26 protein-coding genes and 2 tRNA genes are annotated in these 25,495 nt (G+C 70.5%); 5 read left to right on the forward strand and 23 right to left on the reverse strand.

The features are described 5' to 3' along the window. The first annotated feature begins 3 nt into the window (after positions 1 to 3). Positions 4 to 531 carry an AAA family ATPase gene (locus tag ABH923_RS01150; RefSeq protein ID WP_370053252.1) on the forward strand — a complete coding sequence of 176 codons (528 nt, stop codon included), beginning with the start codon at positions 4 to 6 and terminating at the stop codon, positions 529 to 531. Between the two features lie 102 nt (positions 532 to 633). Here the strand turns inward: ABH923_RS01150 and ABH923_RS01155 are convergent. The 3 genes from ABH923_RS01155 to ABH923_RS01165 form a co-directional block, all read right to left on the reverse strand. Beyond that, positions 634 to 710 (reverse strand) — tRNA-Ile (locus ABH923_RS01155). 17 nt (positions 711 to 727) lie between these two features. Then, positions 728 to 1,924, reverse strand: a complete 1,197-nt coding sequence (locus ABH923_RS01160; RefSeq protein WP_370053254.1) for a glycosyltransferase — start codon at positions 1,922 to 1,924, stop codon at positions 728 to 730. 146 nt (positions 1,925 to 2,070) lie between these two features. Beyond that, on the reverse strand, positions 2,071 to 3,036 hold the full coding sequence (locus ABH923_RS01165; RefSeq protein ID WP_370053256.1) for a DMT family transporter: 966 nt from the start codon (positions 3,034 to 3,036) through the stop codon (positions 2,071 to 2,073). Between the two features lie 40 nt (positions 3,037 to 3,076). On the opposite strand from ABH923_RS01165, the gene def reads away from it, so the two are divergent. Further along, a complete protein-coding gene (gene def, locus ABH923_RS01170; RefSeq protein ID WP_370053258.1) occupies positions 3,077 to 3,643 on the forward strand; it encodes a peptide deformylase in 567 nt (188 codons plus the stop codon). A 27-nt stretch (positions 3,644 to 3,670) separates the two neighbouring features. Here the strand turns inward: def and ABH923_RS01175 are convergent, their stop codons facing one another. The 16 genes from ABH923_RS01175 to dusB all read right to left on the reverse strand — a co-directional run bounded on the left by ABH923_RS01175 (position 3,671) and on the right by dusB (position 20,615). Continuing rightward, positions 3,671 to 4,546, reverse strand: coding sequence for a sensor histidine kinase (locus ABH923_RS01175; RefSeq protein ID WP_370053260.1), 876 nt, complete (start codon positions 4,544 to 4,546; stop codon positions 3,671 to 3,673). 72 nt (positions 4,547 to 4,618) lie between these two features. After that, the gene (locus ABH923_RS01180) at positions 4,619 to 4,936 is read right to left on the reverse strand and encodes an SHOCT domain-containing protein (RefSeq protein ID WP_370053262.1); all 318 of its coding nucleotides are present in this window, start codon (positions 4,934 to 4,936) and stop codon (positions 4,619 to 4,621) included. Between the two features lie 137 nt (positions 4,937 to 5,073). Then, complete coding sequence (locus tag ABH923_RS01185; protein ID WP_370053264.1) at positions 5,074 to 5,751, reverse strand: response regulator; 678 nt, start codon at positions 5,749 to 5,751, stop codon at positions 5,074 to 5,076. Next, the gene (locus tag ABH923_RS01190; RefSeq protein WP_370053266.1) at positions 5,748 to 6,938 is read right to left on the reverse strand and encodes a histidine kinase; all 1,191 of its coding nucleotides are present in this window, start codon (positions 6,936 to 6,938) and stop codon (positions 5,748 to 5,750) included. Before ABH923_RS01190 ends, ABH923_RS01185 begins: the two co-directional genes overlap by 4 nt. Positions 6,939 to 7,023: 85 nt before the next feature. Then, on the reverse strand, positions 7,024 to 7,224 hold the full coding sequence (locus tag ABH923_RS01195; RefSeq protein ID WP_370053268.1) for a hypothetical protein: 201 nt from the start codon (positions 7,222 to 7,224) through the stop codon (positions 7,024 to 7,026). 113 nt (positions 7,225 to 7,337) lie between these two features. Further along, positions 7,338 to 7,410 (reverse strand) — tRNA-Asn (locus tag ABH923_RS01200). 78 nt (positions 7,411 to 7,488) lie between these two features. Next, the gene (locus ABH923_RS01205; protein WP_370053270.1) at positions 7,489 to 8,490 is read right to left on the reverse strand and encodes a D-isomer specific 2-hydroxyacid dehydrogenase family protein; all 1,002 of its coding nucleotides are present in this window, start codon (positions 8,488 to 8,490) and stop codon (positions 7,489 to 7,491) included. Positions 8,491 to 8,514: 24 nt separating this feature from the next. Next, positions 8,515 to 9,363, reverse strand: coding sequence for an ATP-binding cassette domain-containing protein (locus ABH923_RS01210; RefSeq protein ID WP_370053272.1), 849 nt, complete (start codon positions 9,361 to 9,363; stop codon positions 8,515 to 8,517). A 10-nt stretch (positions 9,364 to 9,373) separates the two neighbouring features. Beyond that, on the reverse strand, positions 9,374 to 11,062 hold the full coding sequence (locus ABH923_RS01215; protein WP_370053274.1) for a dipeptide ABC transporter ATP-binding protein: 1,689 nt from the start codon (positions 11,060 to 11,062) through the stop codon (positions 9,374 to 9,376). Continuing rightward, positions 11,059 to 12,114 (reverse strand): ABC transporter permease, encoded by a 1,056-nt coding sequence (locus ABH923_RS01220; protein ID WP_370053276.1) that lies wholly within the window; start codon positions 12,112 to 12,114, stop codon positions 11,059 to 11,061. The genes ABH923_RS01215 and ABH923_RS01220 overlap by 4 nt, the downstream gene beginning before the upstream one ends. A 1-nt stretch (position 12,115) precedes the next feature. Beyond that, on the reverse strand, positions 12,116 to 13,210 hold the full coding sequence (locus ABH923_RS01225) for an ABC transporter permease (protein WP_370053278.1): 1,095 nt from the start codon (positions 13,208 to 13,210) through the stop codon (positions 12,116 to 12,118). An 82-nt stretch (positions 13,211 to 13,292) separates the two neighbouring features. Then, entirely contained in the window at positions 13,293 to 14,924 is a 1,632-nt protein-coding gene (locus ABH923_RS01230; protein ID WP_370053280.1) for an ABC transporter substrate-binding protein, read from the reverse strand. A 224-nt stretch (positions 14,925 to 15,148) separates the two neighbouring features. After that, positions 15,149 to 16,996, reverse strand: coding sequence for a DNA primase (dnaG, locus tag ABH923_RS01235; protein ID WP_370053282.1), 1,848 nt, complete (start codon positions 16,994 to 16,996; stop codon positions 15,149 to 15,151). Between the two features lie 28 nt (positions 16,997 to 17,024). Next, positions 17,025 to 18,065 carry a DUF4282 domain-containing protein gene (locus tag ABH923_RS01240; protein WP_370053283.1) on the reverse strand — a complete coding sequence of 347 codons (1,041 nt, stop codon included), beginning with the start codon at positions 18,063 to 18,065 and terminating at the stop codon, positions 17,025 to 17,027. 77 nt (positions 18,066 to 18,142) lie between these two features. Beyond that, positions 18,143 to 19,423 carry a deoxyguanosinetriphosphate triphosphohydrolase gene (locus tag ABH923_RS01245; protein WP_370053285.1) on the reverse strand — a complete coding sequence of 427 codons (1,281 nt, stop codon included), beginning with the start codon at positions 19,421 to 19,423 and terminating at the stop codon, positions 18,143 to 18,145. After that, positions 19,413 to 20,615, reverse strand: a complete 1,203-nt coding sequence (dusB, locus tag ABH923_RS01250; protein WP_370053287.1) for a tRNA dihydrouridine synthase DusB — start codon at positions 20,613 to 20,615, stop codon at positions 19,413 to 19,415. Before dusB ends, ABH923_RS01245 begins: the two co-directional genes overlap by 11 nt. A 33-nt stretch (positions 20,616 to 20,648) precedes the next feature. Between dusB and ABH923_RS01255 the strand changes: the two genes are divergently transcribed. Then, positions 20,649 to 21,146, forward strand: coding sequence for an aminoacyl-tRNA deacylase (locus ABH923_RS01255; protein ID WP_370053289.1), 498 nt, complete (start codon positions 20,649 to 20,651; stop codon positions 21,144 to 21,146). Positions 21,147 to 21,406: 260 nt separating this feature from the next. Then, the gene (locus ABH923_RS01260; RefSeq protein WP_370053291.1) at positions 21,407 to 22,195 is read left to right on the forward strand and encodes a DUF559 domain-containing protein; all 789 of its coding nucleotides are present in this window, start codon (positions 21,407 to 21,409) and stop codon (positions 22,193 to 22,195) included. 35 nt (positions 22,196 to 22,230) lie between these two features. Here ABH923_RS01260 and ABH923_RS01265 read toward each other — a convergent pair whose 3' ends face one another. Genes ABH923_RS01265 through recO form a run of 4 tightly spaced genes read right to left on the reverse strand, consistent with a single transcriptional unit; the run spans position 22,231 to position 24,654 of the window. After that, on the reverse strand, positions 22,231 to 22,383 hold the full coding sequence (locus tag ABH923_RS01265; RefSeq protein WP_370053292.1) for a hypothetical protein: 153 nt from the start codon (positions 22,381 to 22,383) through the stop codon (positions 22,231 to 22,233). Next, a complete protein-coding gene (locus ABH923_RS01270) occupies positions 22,380 to 23,063 on the reverse strand; it encodes a DsbA family protein (RefSeq protein ID WP_370053294.1) in 684 nt (227 codons plus the stop codon). Before ABH923_RS01270 ends, ABH923_RS01265 begins: the two co-directional genes overlap by 4 nt. A 41-nt stretch (positions 23,064 to 23,104) precedes the next feature. Next, the gene (locus tag ABH923_RS01275; RefSeq protein WP_370053296.1) at positions 23,105 to 23,917 is read right to left on the reverse strand and encodes an isoprenyl transferase; all 813 of its coding nucleotides are present in this window, start codon (positions 23,915 to 23,917) and stop codon (positions 23,105 to 23,107) included. Beyond that, positions 23,914 to 24,654 carry a DNA repair protein RecO gene (gene recO / locus ABH923_RS01280; RefSeq protein WP_370053298.1) on the reverse strand — a complete coding sequence of 247 codons (741 nt, stop codon included), beginning with the start codon at positions 24,652 to 24,654 and terminating at the stop codon, positions 23,914 to 23,916. Before recO ends, ABH923_RS01275 begins: the two co-directional genes overlap by 4 nt. Before the next feature lie 32 nt (positions 24,655 to 24,686). On the opposite strand from recO, the gene ABH923_RS01285 reads away from it, so the two are divergent. Continuing rightward, entirely contained in the window at positions 24,687 to 25,466 is a 780-nt protein-coding gene (locus ABH923_RS01285; protein WP_370053299.1) for a trimeric intracellular cation channel family protein, read from the forward strand. Positions 25,467 to 25,495 lie beyond the last annotated feature (29 nt).

Raw genomic sequence — 25,495 nt, forward strand, 5'->3', positions numbered from 1 at the left:
ACGGTGCCGCCCCGCCTGATCCTGATCAACGGCGTCCCCGCGAGCGGCAAGACCACCCTCGCCCGCGCCTGGTGCGCGCGGCACGCGTCCGGCCTCCCGCTCGCCCTCGACATCGACGCTCTGCGCGCCATGCTGGGCGGCTGGCAGGACGACCTGCTCTCCGCAGGGCTCGCCGCCCGCGACCTGGCGATCGCAGCGATCGCGGTGCACCTCGGCAGCGGTCGCGACGTCGTGGTGCCGCAGTACCTGCGGCGGGTCGAGTTCATCGAGCGGCTGGAGGCGACGGCGGAGGCGTGCGGGGCGGTGTTCGTGGAGACGGCGCTGCGGGTCGACGCGGGCGTCGCGGCTGAGCGGTTCGAACGGCGGGCGACGGAGCTGGGCTCCGCGGACATCTACTCGACGTTGCCCGGGGAGATGGGGGCCGTGGTGGCCGAGTTCGAGGGGTTTCTGGTGTCGCGGCCGGAGGCCGTGAGGATTCCGGCTGGGGAGGGGGCGCTGGCGGCGCTGGAGGCCGTTGTCGCAGGGCGCTGACGCGCCTGCGTTCACAGGAAGACCCGCCCACATCTCCTGCGCATGGGCTTTCCACAGGACTTTCGACGCGTGTCGCGGCCGCGGCTCCTGCCGTGGCGCGTTTGGTAGGGCGGACGGGACTTGAACCCGTGACCGAACGATTATGAGTCGCTTGCTCTAACCAGCTGAGCTACCGCCCCGTGCGTCCTCCCCCGGGTCACTCCGAGGTGGGCACGCTGGGGGCCGCCGCCGTCACCGGGTCGGCCACCGGCTCTCCACGATACAGGCTCTCGAAGGTGCTGATCGTGGTCTGGATGTCGTGCGTCGCCACGATCCGCAGCGACGCGTTCTTCAGGACGTCGAGCTCCTCCTGCGGGAGGGTGAGCACGTTCTCCAGCTTGTCCGCCAGGTCCTGCGCGTCGCCGGGGCGGAACAGGTGACCGTTCTCGCCGTCGTGCACCAGGTGCGGGAGCGCCATCGCGTCGGCCGCCACCACCGGGAGCGCGGAGGCCATCGCCTCCATCGTCGCGATGGACTGCAGTTCGGCGATCGACGGCATCGCGAAGACCGTGGCGCGGGTGTACGCCTGGCGGAGTTCCTCGTCCGTTACGTAGCCGAGGAAGTTCACCCGGCCGGCGATGCCCAGGCTCTCGGCGAGGGACTGGAGGTTCTTGAACTGGTCGCCGCCGCCCACGATCTCCAGCTGGGCGTCCAGCGACTCCGGCAGCAGCTTGATCGCGTTCAGCAGCACGTCGATCTGCTTCTCGCCGGTGATCCGGCCGACGAAGAGGATGCGGTTGCCGGTGCGCGGAGTGAAGTCGGGCGTGTAGTTGTGGGCGTCGATGCCGCAGGAGATGGCGTGGACGCCGCGGAGGCCGGTGGCCTTCTCCAGGAACTCGGCCGCACGGCGGGTCGGGGTCGTGATCGCCTCTGCGCGGTCGAAGCTCTTGCGCGCGTCCCGCCAGGCCATGGTCACGAAGGTGTGGTGCAGGAACTTGGGCAGCCGGGTGAACTCGATGATGTTCTCGGGCATCACGTGGTTGGTCGCGATGATCCGGATGCCGCGCTTCTGGGCTTCGTAGGCGAGACCACGCCCGACGACGATGTGCGACTGGAAATGCACGACGTCGGGCTTCACCTCGTCGAGGACGCGCCGGGCGTTCGCCTTGCTCATCCATGGCAGCGCGAACCGCAGCCAGTCGTGCGGGTACCAGCGCCAGCTGCGCAGGCGGTGCGCGGTGAGCTTCTCGCCCTCGTGCTCCTCGATCCACGTTCCGTGGCGGCGGCCGGCGGCCGGCGCGACGACATGCATGTCGTGGCCGCGCTCGACCAGTCCGGCGGCGAGGCGCTCGGCGAAGCGGGCGGCGCCGTTCACGTCCGGCGGGAAGGTGTCGCAGCCCATGAGGATCGTCATCGGCCTGTGCTCGGCCGGGGCGGGCGGGAGGTCGTGCGTTCCGCTCGTATCAGGCACGTGGTGAGTCCCTCACGGTCTTCGGCCGGGGCGGTTCGCCCGGCGACGGTCTGAGCGCGCCGGACGGGTCGGACCGGCGATTCATCGATTCAGTCTAGGCCGGATTCCCGGACGGAGCTCGCAACCTTGTCGGTGAGTGGCGCCTCGCCGTTGGTCTGCGGGTGGTGCTTGGCGAGCTGGAACACGCCGTAGATCGCGACCGCTCCGGTGATCGCGAAGCCCAGCATCGCCCACCACGGCGCTCCGGCGGCCTCGTTCAGGACGACGATGCCGATGGTCACGGCGACGAGCGGGTCGATCACGGTCAGACCGGCGATGACCAGGTCGGGAGGCCCGGACGAGTAGGCGTTCTGGACGAAGTACGCGCCGAGGATCGCGGCAGCGAGCAGCGCCAGGATGCACAGCACCAGCAGCCAGTCCCACTCCTGGTTGGAGATGCGGTCGATGACCACCTTGGCGAGCGTGGCGACGAAACCGTAGAGGACGCCCGCCCCGACGATGTACATGATCGCCTTGAACCGGTGCCGCAGGAACGCGAACAGCAGCCCGAACACGATGAGGACGACGGCGAGGATGATCAGGATGACGACGAGCGCCTGCGTGGTCACCGGTTGGTCGCGCGCGAAGATCGCGGCGATGATCACGAACGCGCCGACGCCGCCGACGCACAGCGAGATGGCGACGATCGACTGCCGGTTGAGCTTCACACCGCTCACCCGCGCGTTCAACACGCTCGTGATGACGAGCCCGACGACGCCGAGGGGCTGGACCAGGATGATCGGCGAGAGCTTCAGGCTGACGAGCTGGAACACGATCGCGAGCCCGAGCAGCAGCGTCCCGATCACCCAGGAGGGCCGCGCGAGCAGCAGCCCGAGCTGGCGGACGCTGAGGCCGCCCTTCGCATCCTGGGTCTGGGCCTCCACCTTGGCGACGCCGTGGTGCTGCAGCTGGGCGCCGATCGACAGGAACACCGCGCCGACCAGCGCGACCGGGATGCCCAGGAGCTGACTGGGCTGATAAGCCAGCTCGAGCGCGTCCATCAGTTCCGTAGCCACGCCACGACCCTACCCAACATGATCCCGATAGTCTTGCCGAATGGCCGTCCTTCCCATCCGGATCACCGGAGACTCCGTCCTGCACACCCGCGCGGCGGAGGTGACGGAGTTCGACGACGACCTCCGCACGCTCGTCGCCGACATGTTCGAGACGATGGACCAAGCCCCGGGCGTCGGCCTCGCCGGCCCGCAGGTCGGCGTGCCGCTGCGCCTGTTCGTCTACGGCTGGACGGACGACGACGACGTGCTGCACCGCGGCGTCGCGATCAACCCGGTGCTGTGGCTCAGCCCGCTGGCGGTCGGCGAGCCGGACGAGGACACCGAGTCGGAGGGCTGCCTGTCGTTCCCCGGCGAGCGCTTCCCGCTGCGACGCGCCGAGTACGTCATCCTGGAGGCCACCGACCTGGACGGCGAGCGGTTCACCGTCCGCGCCGGCGGCTGGCTCGCGCGCATCTTCCAGCACGAGTACGACCACCTGGACGGTGTGCTCTACGTCGACCGGCTGGAGCACCCGTACGGCAAGGCGGCGCTGAAGGCGCAGCGGAAGAACTCGTGGGGCGTGCCCGGGCTGAGCTGGCTGCCGGGGCGGGATCACCTGGAGGACTGACCTCCCCGACGCTGCGCTGGGACGGAATCAGCGCAGCGGCACCCCGTGGACGCCGTTGTGGTGCCGCAGCGCCGGGAACACGACGGAGAGCGAGAACCCGACGCCCGGCACGGTCTTGGCCTCCAGCACTCCCCCGAACAGCGCAGCGCGCTCGCGCAGCTCGTTGAGGTCGGGCCCCTCCACGTATGCCGTCATGGCCCGCAGATCGTCGTCGGCGCTGTAGGCGGTCGCCTGGTCGACGCCCGCGCGGTCGAGGCCGCGGCGGCGTGCGGCGGCGCGGATTCCGTCGTCGTCGACCATGACGTGGAGGCCGTCCTGCGTCCACGCCATCGACACGGCGGCGGTGGTGCCCGGGCCGCCGTGGTCGAGCGCATTCCCGAGGCTGGTCTGCAGGATCCTGAAGACGACCAGCTCCGCGCCCTGGCGCAGCTCGTACGGCTCACCCGTCTCGGAGAACGTCACCTCCAAGCCCGCCTCGCGCATCACCCGGAACAGGTCGCGGGCGGAGTGGAGGCCGGGCGCGGGCAGCACGTCGCGACTGCCGTCCGCGACGGCGTTCTGCAGGCGGCGCAGGTCGGCGAGGGCGTCGCGCGCCGAGGTCTCCATCGCGGCGGCCGACCGGGAGGCGGCCTCCGGGTCTGCGCCGGCGGCGTAGCGCATCCCCTCGGCCTGGTTGACGAGCCGGGAGACGGCGGCGACCGCCACATCCCCGAGCTCGCCGATGATCCGGAACCGGCCGGACTGCTCGGCCAGCTCCAGCTCGCGGTCGATGCGGTCCCACTCGCGCTCCTCGCGCGCGTTCTGCGCGCGTCGCCGGAGGGTGCGCTCCTGGAGCCAGAGCACCGCGAACACGACGACGGCCGCCACTGCGGCGGCCGTGACGGCGAGGGAGAGGGGGGTCATGCTGGTCCTTCCGGCCGGGTGCGCGGCCCGGACGATCATATCCGGGCCGCGCAACGGGGAGGACCGGCTCGGTCAGGCGCTGTCGCCGCGGTTGGCGCGCAGCACCTCCAGGCGGGCGCGGTACTCCTTCTCGTCGATGTCGCCGTTGGCGTAGCGCTCGGCGAGGGTCTGCTCGGCAGCGCGGGTGGCGCCGTGCGGGCCGTTCGGGCCCCAGCCGTAGCCTCCGCGCGCGACGGCGGCGCGACGCCAGCGGCGGCCGAAGACGCCGAAGATGAGGAAGAAGATCCCGATCCAGAAGAGCGGGATCAGGAACCACCACCAGCCGAACCAGGGGCCGCCACCCCAGGCGACGACGGCGCAGGGGGCGGCGGCTGCGAGCGAACTGAACATGGTGCATCCAATCGGTGAGCGGTCCGCGGCTTTCGCGGAACCACACTCAGCCTCGCGGTGCGGGCCTCGCGGCGAATCCGCCGGCGGGAGACACTTCCCCTACTCCTCCGGGAGCAGCTCCCCCGCGAGCAGGGCGCTCACCGTTGGCCCGGCTGCACCAGCCCGGTCTCGTAGGCGACCACGACCAGGTGCACGCGGTCGCGCGCGGCCAGTTTGGTCATGATCCGCGAGACGTGCGTCTTCGCCGTCAGCGGGCTGAGGAACAGCCGCTCCCCGATCTCCGTGTTGGTCAGCCCGTGACCCACCAGTGCCAGCACCTCCCGCTCGCGCTCGGTCAGATCGCGCAACGCCTCTGCATCCGGCGCCGGCCGGAGCCCGCCCGCGACGCGCTCGATCAGCCGCCGCGTCGCGCCGGGCGACAGCAGCGCGTTACCCGCGGCCACGACGCGCACGGCGCGCAGCAGCTCCACGGGCTCGGTGTCCTTGACCAGGAACCCGCTCGCGCCGGCGAGAATGGCCTGCGCGACGTAGTCGTCCAGCTCGAACGTGGTCACCATCACGATCCGCGTGCCGGCGAGTGCGGGGTCGGCGGTGAGCTCCCCCGTCGCCCACAGGCCGTCGCCGTCCGGCATCCGGATGTCCATCAGGACGACATCGGGATGCGTCCGCCGCGCGAGGTCGACGGCCTCCCGCCCGGTCGCGGCCTCGCCGACCACGTCCAGGTCGTCCTCGGCCTCCAGCAGCGCACGGAAGCCCGCGCGGACGAGATGCTGATCGTCCGCCAGCAGCACCCTGATCCTGCCGTCCTCGGTCATGCGTCCTCCGCCTTCCGCAGCGGGATGCGGGCCTCCACCGTCAGACCGCCGCCCTCCGTCGCGCGCGTCTCGAACCGGCCGCCGAGCAGCTCGGCGCGCTCGTGCATCCCGATCATGCCCTTGCCGTCGGTCTCGCCCTCGGGGAGCCCGCGGCCGTCGTCGGCGACCGTGAGGACGTATTCGCCGGCGTCCTCGCCGAGCCGGATGGCGACCGTGCGCGCCTGCGCGTGCCGGCCGATGTTGGTCAGGGACTCCTGAACGATCCGGTAGAGCGCGAGCTGGGATGCGGCGGACGGCACCGAGGCCAGCGCGTCGTCGTAGCGCACGTCCAGCCCGGCACGCCGGTAGGTCTCGACCAGCACGGGGATGCGAGCCAGGTCCGGCTCCGGCGCCCGCGCCGCCGGGTACCCTTCGGCGCGCAGGAAGCCGAGCACGCCGCGCACCTCCTCCAGCGCCTGACTGCTCACCGACTTGATCGCCTCCAGACTCTCCCGCGCCTTGTCGGGCCGGCTCTCGAACAGGTGGAGGCCGACCCCGGCCTGCACGCTGATCTGCGACAGCGAGTGCGCGAGCACGTCGTGCAGCTCGCGCGCGATCCGCAGCCGCTCGGCCTCCGCGGCGGACTCCCGGCGCGCGGCGACCTGGCGGGAGACCTCCCGGTAGCGCTCGCGCCGCCCGCGGATCGCCTCACCGACACCCACCAGGAGGGTGAGCACGAGTGCGATGACGAGCGGCCGGATGACGGCCTCCGGCCTCCCCACCAGCAGGTACGCGCCGAGCGGCCCGACGACGGCGACGCCCGCCACCGTCCACCAGGCCCACACCCGCGCCGAGCGCACCACCGCGCCGACAACGGCGAACGCCAGCGGGACGGCCGCGAGCGGCGGTCCCATCGTGAGGGCGATGGCCGGGGTGCAGAGCACCGCTATCGCGACCAGCACCGGGCCCGGGTACGACCGGGCGAGCAGCAGCAGGAACGAAGCCGCGAACGCGACGAGGACCGCCGCCAGCGTCAGCGGATCGGCGGCCGCCGTGTGCGCGGCGATGAGGACGCCAGGGAGCTGCAGCAGGACGGAGAGGACCACCGGGAACCAGATCGTCCCGCGCGGCCGCCGCCCCGGCCAGCCCCGGCCATCTGCCCAGCCCGGCCCATGCGGACGGGAGTCGGCGGACGGGTTCCAGGGCATCTCCTCATGCTAACGAGCGCACGGGGGCGTGGCTTGGCCCGAGGGGAGTCTTCCGGCTACTCCCCCGGGAGTACGCAGCGTGCGATCACGGGTTGTGCTCAGCGTCGAAGACCTCGCCGTCGTCGTCGCCTTTCGGGAACAGCGGCCCGAAGGCAGGCCCGCCGAAGCTGGTCAGTCCGGCCTCGCGCTCCAGTGACGCGCGCCGTTCGTCCGCGTCATTCTCGTACTCCTCGACCGCGTCGTCCGGCTGCTCGGTGTCGCGCTCGTTCCGGTCCCTGTGTTTCATGGCCGCATCGTAGCGATTCGCGGGTGCGTTGGGGCGTATTCCGTTCGGAGCATGTCATCCACAACGACGAAGGCCCGGAGGTCTTCACCTCCGGGCCTTCGCCTGTGTTTCCGCTCCCCGACTTGGACTCGAACCAAGAACCTGCCGGTTAACAGCCGGCTGCTCTGCCAATTGAGCTATCGAGGAATGCTTGATCAGCGAAGCTACTCTAGCAAGACTTCGAGCGTCGAGTGAAATCCGCCCCGCATCCCGCGCGCGTCGCCGTCAGTACCCCGCCTCCGGGTCCACGCGGCCCACGAAATCGCCGTCGCCGAGGAAGGCGCGCACGTTCGCACGGACCCGCTCGGCGAGCAGCGGAGCGACCATCTCGGAGGTGTCGGCCTGGTGGGGCGTGATCAGGCAGGCGTCCTCCGACCACAGCGGGTGGCCATCCGGGAGCGGCTCCGGGTCGGTGACGTCGATACCCGCCCCGGCGATCTCCCCGGCGCGGAGGGCGCGTAGCAGCGCCTCGCTGTCGACGAGGCCGCCGCGGGCGATGTTCACCAGGTACGCAGTGCTCTTCATGGCCGCGAACTCCGCGTCGCCGAACAGGTGCCGAGTACCGCCGGTGAGCGCGGCGGCGACGATCACCACGTCGGCGTCCGGGAGGACCTCCCGCAGCCGGTCGGAGCCGACGGTGCGCTCGGCGCCGGCCACCGCGTCCGGCGAGCGGCGCACGATGGTCACACGGGCGTCGAACGGCGCGAGCAGCACCATCAGCTCCAGCGCGATCCCGCCGGCACCGATGATCACGACGTTCCTGCCGTAGAGCGAACGGCCCTCCTCGACGGTCGACCAGGAGGTCGCCCGCACGCGCTTCGGGAGGACGCGCAGCAGCGCGAGGGTGAGCGCCAGCGCGTGCTCGGCCACGGGCTGCGCGTACGCGCCCTTCGCGCTGGTCCAGATCAGGCCGGGGCGGTCCTCCGACTGGATGATGCCGGAGAAGGCGTCGACGCCCGCGAACGGGAGCTGCACCCAGCCGATGCCGGGATGCGCCTCCAGGACCGGCGGGAAGGCGGCGGCGTCCTTGTTGGAGAGCCATACGACGCCGCGGGTGCGGTCCGAGAGCGGCTCGACGGTGCCGCCCGCGGCCTCCACTGCGGCGACGAACGACGGCTCGGCGGTCGGGAGCACGGCGATGGGCCCCGGCTCCGGACGCTCACCCGGCGCGAGCGGGACTCCGCCCGGGGCGAGGACGGCGCGGTGCTGCGGTGTGGATTCGGTCACAATTCCTCCTGTCGGGACGATCGGCTACTTCGCCGCGATCTGCGGCCGGCGCTCCCGCCGGCGCTGCGGCGGCTTCAGCGCGTCCGCCAGCCCGCGCACGAACGGATGCGACGGGTCGGCCAGCACGTCCTCGATCGGCCCGTAGGCGATGGGACGGCCGCCCTGCAGCACCAGCGAGTTGTCCGTCGCGCGGCGCAGCACGGCCAGGTCGTGGCTGACGATAACGGCCGTGAAGCCCTCGTGCGTCCGGAGCTGGGCCAGGAGGTCGATCACCGCGTCACGCACCGTCGCGTCGATGCCGGCGGTCGGCTCGTCCACGACCAGCACCTGCGGGCCGAGCACCAGCGCCTTGGCGAGAGCGACGCGCTGCCGCTGTCCGGCGCTGAGCTGGTAGGGGTACTTGGTGAGCACGCTGAGCGGGAGGTGGACGGTGTCCAGCATTAGCGCGGCCCGCTCCCCCGCCGCCCGGCGGTCGTAGTGCTCGTCGCGCTCGAATATCGGCAGCGAGACGTTGTCCTGAACCGACAGCGACGGCTCCAGCGTTGCCGCGGCCTCCTGCGGCAGGTAGCCGACGTGGAAGGTCACCTCGGCCAGGTCCCGCTTGCGCGCGTGCCGCAGCGAGTGCCCGAGCACGGTCGCGTCGCCGCCGCTGATCCGCGGGCCGGGCTCGCCGGAGCGGAGGGGAAGCCCCCGCCCGGCGAGCACCGCGGCCAGCGTGCTCTTGCCCGAACCCGTCTCGCCCAGGACCCCCAGCGACTGTCCGGCCTCCAGACGGAAGCTCACCCCGCGGAGTGCGACGCACGAAGGGCTGACGCCCCTGGCGGGATATTCGACGGACAGGTCGCTGACGAGGATGGCAGGTTCGGAACTCACATATTCGACCCTAGGCGCTGTCGGCTTGGAGTGCGCGCAGCGCCTCCCGCCGGTCGGCCTGTTCCACCGGGTCCGGCACCGGCAGGGAGGCCAGCAGCCGCTGCGTGTACGGCTCGCGCGGGTTGCCGAGCACCTCGGCGCCCGTGCCCTCCTCCACCAGCTTGCCGCGGTGCAGCACCGCGATCCGGTCGGCCAGGAGGTCGACGACCGCGAGGTCGTGGCTGATGAACAGCGCCGCGAAGCCGAACTCGCGCTGGAGGTCGGCGAACAACTCCAGCACCCGCGCCTGCACCGAGACGTCGAGGGCCGAAGTCGGCTCGTCGGCGATCAGCAAGGTCGGCTCCAGGGCGAGGGCGCGCGCGAGGCTCGCCCGCTGCCGCTGGCCGCCGGAGAGCTCGTGCGGGAACCGGTCGCCGTAGCTGCGCGGCAGCTGCACGGCCTCCAGCAGCTCGTCCACCCGGGCACGCGCGGCAGCGGGCGAGGACGCCCTGCCGTGCACGACGAGCGGCTCCGCCACGCAGTCCGCGATCGTCAGCAGCGGGTTGAAGCTCGACGCCGGGTCCTGGAACACGAAGCCGATGTCGCTGCGCACCTTGCGGAACTGCCGCTCCTTCACGCCGTTCATCTCGATCCCGAGCACCTCCAGCGAGCCGTCGGTGACCTTGCCGAGACCGGCGATCGCGCGGCCGATCGTCGTCTTGCCGGAACCGGACTCGCCCACCAGGCCGAGCACCTCGCCGGGGCGGATGTCGAAGCTCACACCGTCGACCGCCACGAACCCGGGGCGGCCGAGCCGGCCGGGGTACTGGATGCGCAGATCGCGCGCCGCGACCACCGGAGCCGCCTGCGGACGCTCTGCGCGGGCGATCGCCCGGTCCTGCGTTGCGACGGCGCCTTGGCCGATGTGCGGCACGGAGGCCAGGAGCTTCCGCGTGTACTCGTCCTTGGGCGACGCGAACAGTGTGCGCGCGTCGGCCTCCTCGACGACCTTGCCCTGGTACATGACCGCGACCCGGTCGGCCAGGTCGGCGACCACGCCCATGTTGTGCGTGATCAGCACGATGGCCGCACCGAACTCGTCGCGGCAGCGCCGCAGCAGGTCGAGGATCTCCGCCTGCACGGTCACGTCGAGCGCGGTGGTCGGCTCGTCGGCGACGATCAGGCCCGGGTTCAGCACGAGCGCCATCGCGATCACGATGCGCTGCTTCTGGCCGCCGGAGAACTGGTGCGGGTAGTACTTGACCCGCTTCTCCGGCTCGGGGATGCCGACCAGGCGGAGGACGTCGACCGCCTGCTTCTGCGCTTCCTTCTTGGACAGCTTGCCGTGGGCGCGCAGGCCCTCGGCGATCTGCCAGCCCACCTGGAAGACGGGGTTCAGTGCGGTGGACGGCTCCTGGAAGACCATGGCTACGTCGGTGCCGCGCACCTCCCTGAGCTCCTTCTTGTTCAGCGAGATGACGTCCGCCTCGCTGGTGCCGTCCTTGCTGCGCAGCACCACGGCGCCCGAGGCGGTCGCGGTCTCCGGCAGCAGGCCGAGGATGGTCTTGGCGGTGACGGTCTTGCCCGAACCGGACTCCCCCACGATCGCCAGCACTTCGCCGGGCGACACGCGCAGGGTGACATCGTCGACGGCCTTGACGGCGCCGGCGTCGGTGGAGAAGGTCACCGACAGGTTGTCGATGGTGACGACGTCGCTCATGGCTTGACCTCGATTCCGTGCTCGTCGAACGACTCTCCGCCTTCAAGACCGTCGATTCCGCCGGGGCCCGCCTCCAGCGGACCGCCGGGGACGACGGAGGTCTCGGCCACCTGGCCGGACGCCACAGCGGCGCGGCGGCGGCCGCGCAGGCGCGGGTCGGCGAGGTCGTTCAGGCTCTCGCCGACGAGCGTGATGCCGAGCACCACGAGCACGATCGCGAGACCGGGGTAGATGGACGTCCACCAGATGCCGCTCGTGACATCCGACAGCGCCTTGTTGAGGTCGTAGCCCCACTCCGCAGCCGCGGTCGGCTCGATGCCGAAGCCCAGGAAGCCCAGAGCGGCGAGCGTCAGGATGGCGTCCGACGAGTTCAGCGTGAAGATCAGCGGCAGCGTGCGGGTGGAGTTGCGCAGCACGTGGCGGAACATGATCCGCCCGTTGCTCGCGCCGACGACCTTGGCCGACTCGACGTAGGCCTCCGCCTTGATCCGGACGACCTCCGAGCGGATGACCCGGAAGTACTGCGGGATGTAGACCACGGTGATCGAGATCGCCGCCGCGAGGATGCCGCCCCAGAGGCTGGACTGGCCGCCCGAGATGACGATCGCCATCACGATCGCCAGCAGCAGCGACGGGAACGCGTAGATCGCGTCGGCGATCACCACGAGCACTCGGTCGACCCAGCCGCCGAAGTAGCCGGAGACCAGGCCGAGGATGACCCCGGCGAAGATCGACAGGACGACGGCGACGACGATCACCAGGATCGCGGTCTGCGCTCCCCAGATCACGCGCGAGTAGACGTCGTAGCCGCCCACCGTCGTGCCCCAGATGTGCGCGGGGCTCGGCGGCTGCTGCGAGCCGAACTGCCCGTGCGCGTCCTTGAGCTGCGAGAAGCCGTACGGTGCGATGACGGGCGCGAAGATCGCGACCAGGATGAACAGGCCGGTGAGCACGAGTCCCGTGATCAGCATGCCGCGCTGCAGTCCGACGGACTGGCGCAGCTGGTGCACGACGGGGAGCCGGCTCCAGATGGTGCCCTTGCGCGAGGCCATGTCAGTACCTCACTCTCGGGTCGATGAACGCCGCGATGATGTCGACGATGAAGTTCGTGACCGCGACGATGACGGCGAGCAGGACGACCATGCCCTGCACCGCGACGAAGTCGCGCGCCTGAAGGTAGTGGGAGAGCTGGAAGCCCAGACCCTTCCACTCGAAGGTGGTCTCGGTCAGGATCGCGCCGCCGAGCAGCAGAGCGATCTGGAGGCCCATGACCGTGACGATCGGGATGAGCGCAGGGCGGTACGCGTGCTTGCGCACCAGCCGGCTCTCGCTGACGCCGCGCGAGCGGGCCGCGTCCACATAGTCGGTGGAGAGCGTGCCGATCACATTCGTGCGCACCAGCCGGAGGAAGATTCCCGCGGTCAGCAGGCCGAGCGTCACGGCGGGCAGGACGGCGTGCAGGAGGACGTCGCCGACCACCGCCGGGTCACCGGTCATGAACGCGTCGATCAGGTAGATGCCCGTCTTGTTCGGCAGGGTCTGCATCTCGATCTCGGAACTGGTCGAGGCGCGCCCCGCGACGGGGAGCACGTTCAGCCAGATCGAGAAGATGAGCTTGAGCACCATGCCGACGAAGAACACCGGCGTCGCGTAGCAGAGGATCGCGAAGATGCGCAGCGACGCGTCGCCCCACTTGTCGCGGAAGTAGGCCGCGAGCAGGCCGAGCGGGATGCCGACGATGAACGCGACGATGAGGGCGTAGAACGCCAGCTCGAGGGTCGCCGCGCCGTACGTGATCAGCACCTGGGTCACGGGCTGGTGGTCGGTGAAGGTAGTGCCGAAGTCGCCGCGGAGGATCTGTCCGAGGTACTCGAAGTACTGCACGAGGAGCGGCCGGTCGTAGCCGGCCTCGTGGATGCGCTGCTGAAGCTGCGCGGGAGGGAGCTTGCCGCCGAGTGCCGCCGTGATGGGGTCACCGGTGGACCGCATCAGGAAGAAGACGACGGTGACGAGGATGAAGATCGTCGGGATGATGAGAAGCGCGCGGATGACGATGTAGCGGCCCAGGCCGCCTCCCGTCTGTCGACGCGCCTTGATACGTTCTGGCCCGGCAGTGGGGGCTGCCGGGGTACTGACGGTCGCTGTCATGGAAGCCAATCGTGGGTGGTTCGTGGGTGAGGGCGGCTCGCGTCAGACGCGAGCCGCCCCCGGTTCGGCCCTGTGGCGCGGCCTAGCCCTTCGAGAGGGCGGCGTAGCGGAACTTGAACGACGGGTCGAGCGTCTTGTCGGTGCCGTTCACGTTCTTGCCGACGACCGCCACCTGCGAACCCTGGAGCAGGGGCAGGGTGGACAGGTCGGCGCCCACCTTCGCCTGGATCTCCTCGATCAGCTTGGTGCGGGCGGCCTTGTCGGTGGTGCCGAGCTGCTGGGTGATCAGCGACTGCACCTCGGGGTTGTCGTAGTGGTTCGCGAGGAAGTTGTCCTTGCTGAAGAACGGCGACAGGTAGTTGTCCGCGTCGGAGTAGTCCGGGAACCAGCCGAGCTGGTAGGCCGGGTAAAGGTCCTTTACACGGTCCTTGGAGTACTGGACCCACTCGGTCGACTGCAGGTTGACCTTGAACAGGCCGCCGTTCTCGAGCTGCTCCTTCACGAGCGCGTACTCGTCACCGGAGGACGGGCCGTAGTGGTCCGGGTTGTACTGCAGGTTGAGCGCGACCGGGGTGGTCACGCCGGCGGCCTGCAGCGCAGCCTTCGCCTTGTCGAGGCTCGGCCCGCCGTTGCCGTCGCCGTAGAGGTCCTTCAGCACCGTGGTGGCGCCGGTCAGGCCCTGCGGGACGTACGAGTACGCCGGGGTGTAGGTGTCCTTGTAGACCTGCTTGGCGATGGTGGCGCGGTCGACGAGGTCGGCAGCGGCCTGGCGCACGGCGAGGGCCTTCTTGGCGTCGGCCTGCGGCGTGGTGGCGCCGTAGGGCTGCGTGTTGAAGTTCCAGACGATGTAGCGGAGCTCACCACCCGGTCCCTTGACGACCTTGACGTTCTTGTCCGTGCCGAGGCTCTGGATGTCCGTCGCCGACAGGCTGCGGTACGCGACGTCGATCGCGCCCTTCTGGATGTCGAGCTTCATGTTCGACGACTCGGCGTAGTACTTGACGTTGATCTTGTCCGTCGCCGGCTTGCCGAGCAGACCCTGGTAGTTCGGGTTCGCCTTGTACGCGATCAGGTTGTTGAAGTCGTAGCTCGTGATGTCGTACTGACCGGCGAACGCGTGACCCTTGACGATGGTGTTGTCCGGGGTGACCTTGTCGGCCGAGAAGACCTGGTGGTCGACGATCGGGCCGGCGGGGCTGGAGAGCACCTGCGGGAAGGTCTGGTCGTTCGGGACCTTGAGCTTGAAGACCGCGGTCGTCTTGTCCGGCGTGCTGACGCTGTCGAGGTTGCCGAGCAGCGACGCGGGACCGTTGGGGTCGTTGATCTTGAGCTGGCGGTCGAAGGTGAACTTGACGTCCTCGGAGGTCAGCGGGTGACCGTTCGCGAACTTCAGGTTCGGCTTCAGCTTGACTGTGTACTCCGTCGGCGACGTGAACGTCGCGCTCGTGGCGATGTCCGGCTTGACGTCCGGGCTGCCGTACGGGGAGTTCAGCAGGAACGGGTACACCTGGTTCATCACGGCAAAGGAGCCGTTGTCGTACGAGCCGGCCGGGTCGATCGACGTGATCTTGTCGGTCGTGCCGATGGTCAGCGTGCCGCCGCTGCCACCAGAGCCGTTATTGGCCCCGGAGCAGCCCGCGAGCACCAGCGCCGCGGCCGCGAATGCGGCCGACACGGCGAGCAGGCGCCGTCCGCCGATTGTTACGGATCTCATATCCGATTACCTCTTCCTTGGTGGGGTCACCGATCGGCGGAGCGCACACGCGTGCCACATCGCCGAATCGTGTAGCCACAGTCCTAGCACGAATGCCGCGCCCGATGCGCATGTTGCCGCGGATCGCGGCGCAATCTTTACATCGGCGCAACAATTCCGCGCGCATTTGCGCACAGTGCTATGGATTCCGTCGTCGGGACGTGACGATGATCTATTGTGCCGCGCTACTCGCCGCGCAGCCGCATCCGCTCGTGATCGATCGACGCCAGCGCCACCTGGAGCGAGCGCCGCAGCTCGGCGTTCTGCGGGTCGGTGCGCGCCAGGCGGGAGGTCAGCTCGGCCTTCTCGCGCAGCAGATCGCGGTCGATCAGGCCGTCCAGGATGGAGCGTGCGTAGCGGCCGACATCGGTCCCGGTCTGCGGCAGGGCGCCGACGGCGAGGGCGTTCACGGTCGGCGCGTAAACCTGCGGCACCTCGGCGAGGATGCGGTCCACCCAGCCGGGGTCGGCGATGGACGGGAGCTGGATCGCGATGGCGTCGCGGACGACCGCGTGGGTCGGGTTCACGAACGGAACCTGCACGACGCGGGCGGCACGCTCGGCGCCGACCTCCGCGGGGAACTGGAGCAGCACCATGAGGCTCTCGCGCTCGGTGCGCTGGGTGAGGTCCGTGAGGTCCGCCTCCCTGACCGGCGCGGGAGCGTCCGGCGGTACGGGAGCGGTGACCGGGCCGGCGTCGGGGCGCCTTCCCCGCGCACGAACCACCTTCCAGACATCGCGCTGCTCGGCGCCCGTCAGTTTCGCGAACAGCCGCACATAGCCGTCCCTAGACGCGTCGTCGCGGATGCTCGCGAGGACCGGCGCTCCTGCGCGAACGGCGTTCGCCCTCCCCTCGATCGTCTCCAGGTCGTGCTCGGAAGCGATGCGACGAAGCATGAACTCGAAGAGCGGGCGCTTCTGCTCCACCATCGCTACGACGGCCGAGTCGCCTCCCTTGAGCCGGAGATCACAGGGGTCGAGCCCATCCGGTGCGATCGCGACGTACGTCTGTGCGACGAAGTTCTGCTCTTCGGCGAAGGCCTTCGCGGCCGCGTTGAGACCGGCCGAGTCTCCGTCGAACGTGAAGACCACCGAACGCTGCGTGCTGTCGTAGTCCTTGTCGCCCAGGACCCTCCGCAGGACCCGGATGTGCTCGCTTCCGAAGGCCGTTCCACAGGTGGCGATCGCGGTCGTCACCCCGGAGAGATGACACGCCATGACGTCGGTGTATCCCTCCACGATCGTCGCCGTCCCGTTGCGGGAGATGTCCCGCTTGGCGAGGTCGAGGCCGTAGAGCACCTGCGCCTTCTTGTAGACCGCGGTCTCCGGCGTGTTCAGGTATTTCGGGCCGTTGTCGTCCTCCAGCAGGCGGCGGGCGCCGAAGCCGATCGTCTGCCCGGTCACGTCGCGGATCGGCCACACCAGCCGGCCGCGGAACCGGTCGTAGACGCCGCGGTCGCGCTGCGACACGAGGCCGGCGGCCAGCAGCTCGTCCGGGCTGAAGCCCTTGCCGCGCAGGTGCGTGGTCAGCTCGTCCCAGCTCTTCGGGGCGAAGCCGACGCCGAAGTGCGCGGCGGCCGCGGCGTCGAAGCCGCGCTCGCCCAGGAAGCGGCGGCCGGGGTCCGCGTCAGGAGCCGCCAGCCGCTCGCGGAAGAACTCCTCCGCGGCGTTGTTCGCGGCCAGCAGTCTGGCACGGTTGCCGCTCGACTCGCTCGGGCCTCCCCCGCCCTCCTCGTAGTGGAGCTGGTAGCCGATCCGGCCCGCCAACCGCTCGACGGCCTCCGTGAAGGAGACGTGGTCGAGCTTCACCAGGAACGCGTAGACGTCGCCGCCCTCGCCGCAGCCGAAGCAGTGGTAGCGGCCGACGCCCGGCCGGACGTTGAAGCTCGGGCTCTTCTCGTCGTGGAACGGGCAGAGGCCCTTGAGCGAGCCGACGCCGCCCGGCTTCAGGCTCACATAGTCGCCGATGATGTCGGCGATGTTGGTACGGGCCTTGACCTCTTCGATGTCGCTCTGTCGTATCCGGCCCGCCATAGGACGAGTCTAGTGAGCGGGGCCGACCTCAGTCGCGCGGCGGGCGCCTGCGCCGGGTGTTCTGGGCGATCTCGATGATCGCGCAGAAGACCTCGATGGTCACCCGGAGCAGCAGCACGCTCAGGATGGCGGCCACGAGCGTCACCAGGACGCCCAGCAGAAACACGAATGCGCCCCCTCCCGGAGACCGGGTCGCGATCGCGATGCCGAGGCTGTTGGCGAAGCCCACCACGATCCCGAGGCCGATCAGGACGAGCCCGACGACATAGACCGGGCCGGCGAGCTTGCGCGTCACGTAGCTGGTGAAAGTGAAGTCGAACAGCGACGAGAAGAACCGCGAGTCGTCGAGGCGGTCGGCGAGGTCGTTCATGGTCCGACCGGGCCGCGGGGCGTGCGGGCCGGCTGCGGGAGGCGGCGGGGCGTCCTCGCCGACGGGGGCCCCGTTCGCGTGCGCGGCACCGCTCGTGTGCGCAGCGGCCGGAGCGGCGGCCTCAGCCGTGGTCTCCGCGGAGGCGGCCGCCGTGGTGTCTTCGGAGACCGCCCCGACCGGCACCGGCTCGGCGGCGGGAGACGCCGGCAGCAGCTCGGTCTCGGCCTCGGCCGACTCCTCGCTCGCCGTCGCGGGATTCAGGATCTCCGTCTCGGCGGTCGGGACCCGGTAGAAGTCGTCCGCGGTCGGGAGGACCGCGGTCGCAGCCTCCTCCTCGTGCGGCTCGGCGGTGTCCGCCGCGACGACGGGCTCGGCCGGTGAGGTCGAAGTGTCGGGCGCCGACGCCGCCTTGCTGCGCGACGCGGCCGGGCGACGGCGCGGCTTCGCGGGCGTCGTGGCCTCCACCGTGTCCTCCGTGGCGGCCTTGCCCAGCATGGCGTCGAGGATCTCCGGGGCCTCGCCGTTCGGCGAGATGGACTCCGTCTTCGGGATGCGCTTGCGCGGCGAAGGTGCGCGCTTCGCAGCCGCGGGCCGGGTAGCGGGCGCCGGCTGATCGGGGGCGGGCGCGTGCTCCGCCGCCGCGCCGGGCTCGGCCTCTGTGGGCCGGTCGCCGCCCGTGGGGGGCTGTGGGCTGCTCATGCGTCTCTCCTCCGTCGCCGTCCCTCAAGCATTCTGCACCTGGGCTGTCTATTCAAGCCCAGGCCCGGCGCGCCGGATCAGTGCTGCACGAGACGCTCGAACCAGCTCAGCGCCGACTGGTCGGTCAGGCTCGCGACCTGGTCGACCACCACGCGCTTGCGCTCCGCGTCGCTGCCGGCGAGTCGCCAGTCCTCCTGGAATCCCGGGTCCAGCTCCTTCGGCCCGCGCGAGAAGAGCACATCGGCCAGCGCCATCAGCACCTGCCGCTGCTGCGCGTAGATCGGCTGACGCGTGTTGCGCGACATCACGAACGTGGCGACGATCCCCTTCAGCACGGCGATCTCCGCCCGGATGGCGTCGGGCACAACCACATCCGCACCGAACCGGCGAAGCTCCACCCGGCCCGCGCGGTGCTTTGTCTCGTGGACGGCGGCATGCGCGAACCGGCCGATGAGCTGGCTGGTGAGGTTCTTCAGGTGCGCCTGCGCGCGCCTGCTGCCGTCCCACCGGTCGAGCCAGATGTCCAGGGTGTCGAGACGGTCGAACGCCGCGATCAGCTCGTCATGGCTGAACTCGCCGCCCACCCACTCGTACATCGAGCTGACCAGATCGTCGTGGTCGACCCGGCTGCCGAGCGCCGCCACGTCGATGTAGCCGTTGACGACGGCGTCCTCGAAGTCGTGCACGGAGTAGGCGATGTCGTCGGAGAGGTCCATCACCTGCGCCTCGATGCAGCGCTGGCGTTCGGGGGCATCGGCGCGCATCCACTCGAAGACGCCGTGGTCGTCGGCGTAGAAGCCGAACTTCGCGCGCCCGCTCGGGTCTGCGACCGAGTGGGTCTCCGGCCACGGGTACTTGCAGCTCGCGTCGAGGCTCGCACGGGTCAGGTTGAGCCCGTAGGGTCGGCCGTCGCGGCCGAACACCTTGGGCTCCAGACGGGTGAGCAGGCGCAGCGTCTGAGCGTTGCCCTCGAAGCCGCCGATGTCCTCCGCCCAGGCGTTGAGCGCGCGCTCGCCGTTGTGGCCGAAGGGCGGGTGGCCGATGTCGTGGGCCAGGCACGCGGTGTCGACGATGTCGGGGTCGAGCCCGAGGCTCGCCGCGAGTTCGCGACCGACCTGGGCGACCTCCAGCGAGTGCGTCAGCCGGTTGCGTGCGAAGTCGAGGCCGGCCGTCGGGCTGAGCACCTGGGTCTTGGCGGCGAGGCGGCGCAGGGCGCTGGAGTGCAGCAGGCGGGCCCGGTCGCGGGCGAAGTCGCTGCGGCGGCTGGAATGGTGCTCGGGGAGCCAGCGCTCCCGGTCGCGCTCGGTGTAGCCGTCGGCCGGGACGCTGTCGACGGTCGCCGTCGCGCTATCCACCACTGTTGTGCACCTCCGCTTCGGCGACCTCCGCGCGGGCGCTGCCCGCGAGCTCGCGGCTGTCGAGCCAGCCTTCGGGGAGGGCGGGACGCTTGGGCGAGCCGGCGCGGCCGCGCTGGCCCTCCGCGGCCTCGCCCGGGTACTCCTGGCTCCAGTCGAGCGTCGCCAGCAGATCGTCGAGGTGCGCGAGCGTGTCGACCGTCGCGAGGCTGGCACGCAGGTCGCCGCCGACCGGGTAGCCCTTGAAGTACCAGGCGACATGCTTGCGGATGTCGCGGCAGCCGCGCTCCTCGCTGTCGAAGAACTCGACCAGCAGCTCGGCGTGCCGGCGGAACGTCGCCGCCACCTGCCCCAGCGTCGGGTGGGCCTGCGCGAGCGCGGCCTCCTCCGCGGTGATCTCGCCCGCGCGGGCGCGGAACGCTGCCGCCAGGTCGCCGAACAGCCACGGCCTCCCGAGGCAGCCGCGGCCGACCACGACGCCGTCGCAGCCGGTCTCGTCCACCATGCGAAGCGCGTCGGCCGCCGACCAGATGTCGCCGTTGCCGAGCACCGGGGTGCCGGTGATGGTCTCCTTGAGCTTCGCGATGGCGGACCAGTCGGCCTGGCCGGAGTAGAACTCGGCGGCCGTGCGGGCGTGCAGCGCGATCGAGGCGACGCCGGCGCCCTCCGCGGCCTTGCCGGCCTCCAGGTAGGTGAGGTGGTCGCCGTCGATGCCCTTGCGCATCTTGACGGTCAGCGGGATGTCGCCCGCTGCCGCGACAGCGCCCTCTACGATCTCGCGGAAGTGGTTCAGCTTCCACGGCAGCGCGGCGCCGCCGCCCTTGCGGGTGACCTTGGGTACCGGGCAGCCGAAGTTGAGGTCGATGTGGTCGGCGCGGTCCTCCGCGACGAGCATCGTGACCGCCTCGCGGACGGTCTTGGGGTCGACGCCGTAGAGCTGGATGCTGCGCGGCGTCTCCGACTCGTGGTGCGTGATGAGACGCAGCGACTCGGGGGTGCGCTCGACCAGCGCGCGGGACGTGATCATCTCGCTCACGTAGAGGCCGGCGCCGAACTCGCGGCAGAGCCGGCGGAAGGCGGTGTTCGTGATCCCCGCCATGGGCGCGAGGACGACCGGCACGTCGAGGGCGAGCGGGCCGATGGACAGGCGGGGGCTCGTCTCCGTGCGGGGAGCTAGGGTGGCGGTAGTAGACATCTGCATCGATTCTCCCAGAAAGCGTGCTGATACATGGCCGAGAGCCCCGAAGCTGTGGAAACCGGCGGCGGACGCCGACGTGTGGAGGACGATGCCCGGGCCCGCGGCATCCCGGTGCGGATCGTGGAGCGGCCCGCTGCGCGCAGCCTGGAGGAGGCCGCGTCACTGCTCGGGATCGAGCCGGGCGACATCGTCAAGACGCTCGTGGTCAAGCGCAGCGATGACACGTTCGTGTTCGCGCTGGTGCCAGGAGGCCGCAAGATCTCCTGGCCGAAGCTGCGCGCCGTCCTCCACGTCAACAAGCTGCAGCTCCCGGACGCGTCGGTTGCGTTCGCCGCGACCGGCTACGAGCGCGGGACCATCACGCCCTTCGGCAGCACGACCGCGTGGCCCGTGATCGCCGACACGACCGTCGCCGGCCGCACCGTCTCGATGGGCGCGGGCGAGCACGGCTACTCGCTGTTCGTCGACGCGGACGCCCTCCTGGCCGGCTTCGCCGCCACCCTCGCCGACATCACCGGCCCCGAGTAGCCATCGCGCGCATCGAGGGGACGCAACACGCCGCTCCCCGGAGGGCCGACGGCGTGTTGCGTCCCCTCGATGCAGAACGTTCTGTGGATAACCGCTGGGGCTGCGACATGGGCTGGCAACCTGTCGTGATGGGCCGTCTAGAACCACTTCCGCCGATCCTTCGATCTCCCGCCTTCTCCACGACGGCGGCGAAGGCGGCCGGCGTTTCGAGAGCGCGACTGCGCCGCTCCGATCTGGCGGCACCGTTCCACGGTGTCCGCGTGCCGAGTGCGGTCGTCGATGGAACTCTCAGATCGCGGTGTATCGCGTACCGAGCGGTTATGACACCAGGCTCGTGCTTCAGCCATTCGACCGCCGCAACGCTCTACGGGATGTCCCTGCCGCCACGCATCGCCGACTCCGAGGTGCTCCATGTCTCGGCCCTCGAAGGTGGAAGGGCGCCACGAGGACGGGGCGTCATAGGCCACAAGTCCAGATTGACCCCCGCGGAGATACGACTCGTGGGAGGACTGCGATTGCCGAACCCCGAGGAGGTGTTCTGTCAGTTGGCGGCGTCACTCACACCAGACGAACTGGTCGTGGCCGGCGATTCATGTCTCCGCCGAAAGCGCCCCATCTCCACGCTGCCGCAGCTCCACGCAGCGGTCCGCGCCGCTGTCGGGCGGCCTGGTGCGCGGACGCTCCGTGCGGTCATACCGCAGATACGCGCGGACACGGACTCGGCGATGGAGACGGTGATACGCCTGCACATCGTCCGGGCGGGGCTCCCCGAGCCTGTCGTAAATCGCCCCATCCGAGTGGGGTCGGGCATAGAACTGCACGGCGATCTCGTCTATCCCGTAGCGAAGGTGGTGATCGAGTATGACGGCGACCACCACCGGACGGATCCGGCGCAGTACTTCTCGGACGTCAATCGCCTGTGGGCGCTGGAGAACGCCGGCTGGCGGGTCGTGCGGATCAACCGCTCGCACCTACACGCCGGGGCAAGTGTTGCGCTGGCGCGTATCCGTGCCGCGCTCGCATCGAGGGGACGCAACACGCCGTTCTGACGCTGACGCGACGGCGTGTTGCGTCCCCTCGATCGCTACTTTCCCGCCGGGAGGGCGCAGGCGTCGCCGTCGCAGGCGGCGGCGGTCGGGTCGCCGAGGAGGGCGAGCGTCGGGCGCGGCGCAGGCGCGACCGGCGCAGGCGCCGGCGCGTCGGGCGCAGGCGTCGGCGCGTCGGGCGCGGCGCTCACGCGCGCGCCTCCGTCGGGGCCGCGGCGCGCTCGGACCAGACCTGTTCCAAGACCTGCGCGAACGTCGCGGCGTCCTGTGCGCCCGACACGCCGTACTTCCCCTCGATGACGAAGAAGGGGACGCCGTTGATGCCGTACTCGGCCGCCGTGCGCTGGTCCTCCCGCACCGCTTCCAGGTACTCGCCGGACTCCATCGCCGCTAGCGCGTCCTCCCGGGACAGCCCGACCGACGCCGCGAGGTCGGCGAGCGACTCGGCGCGGCCGACGTGGCCGCCCTCGATGAAGTAGGCCTGGAAGAGCCGCTCCGCCAGCTCGAGCTGCTTGCCCTGCGCCTTGGCGAAGTGCAGGAGCTCGTGGGCCTTCACGGTGTTGGTGTGCTGGAGGGCGTCGAAGTCGTAGTCGAGGCCGACGGAGGACGCGATCCCGGTCACCCGGTCGAGCATCTGGTGCACCTGCTCGGCGGGGATGCCCTTGTGGCCGGCGAGGAAGTCCACCTCGCTGCCGTCGAAGTCCACCGGGGTGTCCGGCGACAGCTCGAAGGAGTGGTACTCGACCTCCACCGCGCGGCCCTCGCCGGCGCCGGCGAACGTCGCACTGCCGTTCTCGAACTTGCGCTTGCCGATGTAGCACCACGGGCACGCGATGTCGGACCAGATGTCGATCTTGATGGGTTCGCTCACGTCAAGGGACAACGGTGTGCAGCGCTGCAGTTATTCCGCGGCTACAGCGCGACGTCGTCCGGGGTGTCCACCGCTCCCCCGAACCGCCGGTTGCGCCGCGCGAAGAGCTCGACGGCCTCCCACAGGTCGGTGCGTGAGAAGTCCGGCCACAGCGTGTCGAGGAACACCATCTCCGCGTACGCGCTCTGCCAGAGCAGGAAGTTGCTGGTCCGCTGCTCCCCCGAGCTGCGCACGAACAGGTCGACGTCCGGCATGTCCGGGAGGTAGAGGTGCCGCTGGATGGTCTTCTCGCCCACCGCGGACGGCTTCAGCCGGCCGGCGGCGACCTCCGCGGCGATCTCCCGCACGGCGTCCGCGATCTCGGTGCGCCCGCCGTAGTTGACGCACATCGTGAGCGTCAGGACGTCGTTGCCCGCCGTCAAGCGCTCGGCGTACTGCAGCTCCTTGATGACGGACGACCAGAGCCGCGGCGTACGGCCGGCCCAGCGCACCCGCACCCCCCACTCGTTGAGCTGGTCGCGCCTGCGGTGCAGCACCTCCCGGTTGAAGCCCATCAGGAAGCGGACCTCGTCGGGCGAACGCTTCCAGTTCTCGGTCGAGAACGCGTAGACGCTGAGGTGCTTGACACCGACCTGGATGGCCCCGGCCACCACGTCCAGCAGGGAGGCCTCCCCGGCGCGGTGCCCCTCGATACGGGTGAGGCCCTGGCGGTTCGCCCAGCGGCCGTTGCCGTCCATCACGATGGCGACGTGCTCCGGGACCGCCTTCGGCGGGAACGCGGGCGGGTAGAGCCCCGTCCAGTCGACCGGCCGGTAGGCGACCGCGTCCTTGTGCGTGTACGGCTTGGGCGTCATCCACTCGCCTTCTGATCGTGCTGGACGTGCTGCAGGGAGCGCAGGCCGCGCTCCAGATGCCATTGGGTGTACGCGGCCACGAGTCCGTTCGCCTTCGACCGGGTGGAGTCGTCGGCCGCCTCGGCCGCCTCCCAGTCGCCGGTGAGCAGCGAGCCGAGCAGCGCGATGGTGGCGGCGTCGATGCGGGGAGCCCCGGGTGGCGCGCAGTCGTCGCACACCACGCCGCCGAGCTGGACCACCACGTGCTCGTGGGGGCCAGGTGCTCCACAGCGCGAGCAGTCGAGGAAGCTCGGCGCCCAGCCCGCGAGCGACAACGCGCGCAGCAGGTAGGAGTCGAGGGTGAGCTGCGGTCCGTGCTCGCGACGAGACAGCGAGCGGAGGGCGCCGACGAGCAGGAGGTACTGCTGCAGGGAGGCCTCGGCCTCGGTCAGCCGGTCGGCGGCCTCCACCATCGCGTTGGCGGCGGTGTAGCTGGCGTAGTCGTCTGCGATCAGCGCGCCGTACGAGCCGATCGTCTCGGCCTGGGTCACCACGTCGAGCGTGCGCCCCTCGTAGAGCTGCACGTCGGCGACCATGAACGGCTCCAGGCGCGAGCCGAACTTGGAGGCCGTGCGCCGCACGCCCTTCGCCACCGCGCGGATCTTGCCGTGCTGCCGGCTGAGCATGGTGACGATGCGGTCGGCCTCACCCAGCTTGTGGGTGCGCAGCACGACGACTTCATCACGGTAGACAGGCACGACTCCAGTATCCCGCGTGATACAAGTGACTGGTGACATCCGCGACCTTCACGATCCCCCTCTGGGGCGACCTGGTCGCCGTCGGCGTCGGCAGCCTCCAGGGCGCCATGTTCGCCTCCGGGTTCCGCGACCGGCGGCTCGATCTGCTCGGCATCGCGATCATCGGCGTGGCGACGGGGCTGGGCGGCGGCCTGCTGCGCGACATCCTCCTCAACGTCACGCCGGTGGCGCTGCAGTCCAACTGGTACCTGCCCGCCACGGTCGTCTCGGCACTGCTCGGGATGCTGCTGGTGCGGCTGTTCCGGAGGCTGGACCCGATCATCACCTTCCTGGACGCGCTCACGATCGGGCTGTTCGGCGCGATCGGGGCGACCAAGGCGCTCGCGCTCGGCCTCCCGGAGGTGCCCGCGGTGTTCGTCGGCGTGGTCTCGGCGGTCGGCGGGTCGATCCTGCGCGACGTGCTGCTCAACCTCCCCATCGCGCTGATGCACGTCGGCTCGCTCTACGCGGTCGCCGCCGGGGCCGGCACGATCGTGCTCGTCGTGCTGGTCGACCTGAAGGTGCCCTTCACCGTGGCCGTACTGGTCTGCGTGATCGTGACACTGATCATCCGCCTCCTCGCCGTCCGCTTCGGCTGGAGCCTCCCGGAGCAGCGCGAGCTCGGCCGGCTCCGCGCCCCGAGCTGGATGGCGTTCGGCTTCGGCCGCCGCCCGAGCGTCGAACGGACGAACGAGCGGACCGATACCGGAGCCATTCCGCGGTACCGCATCGAGGATCGGCCCGCGGACAACGGAGGAGATCTGCGCGCGTGACCGCCTGAATAGCGGTTAACGGAGGAGAT

It is taken from the genome of Leifsonia sp. EB41 (assembly GCF_041262565.1).
Lineage (GTDB): Bacteria > Actinomycetota > Actinomycetes > Actinomycetales > Microbacteriaceae > Leifsonia.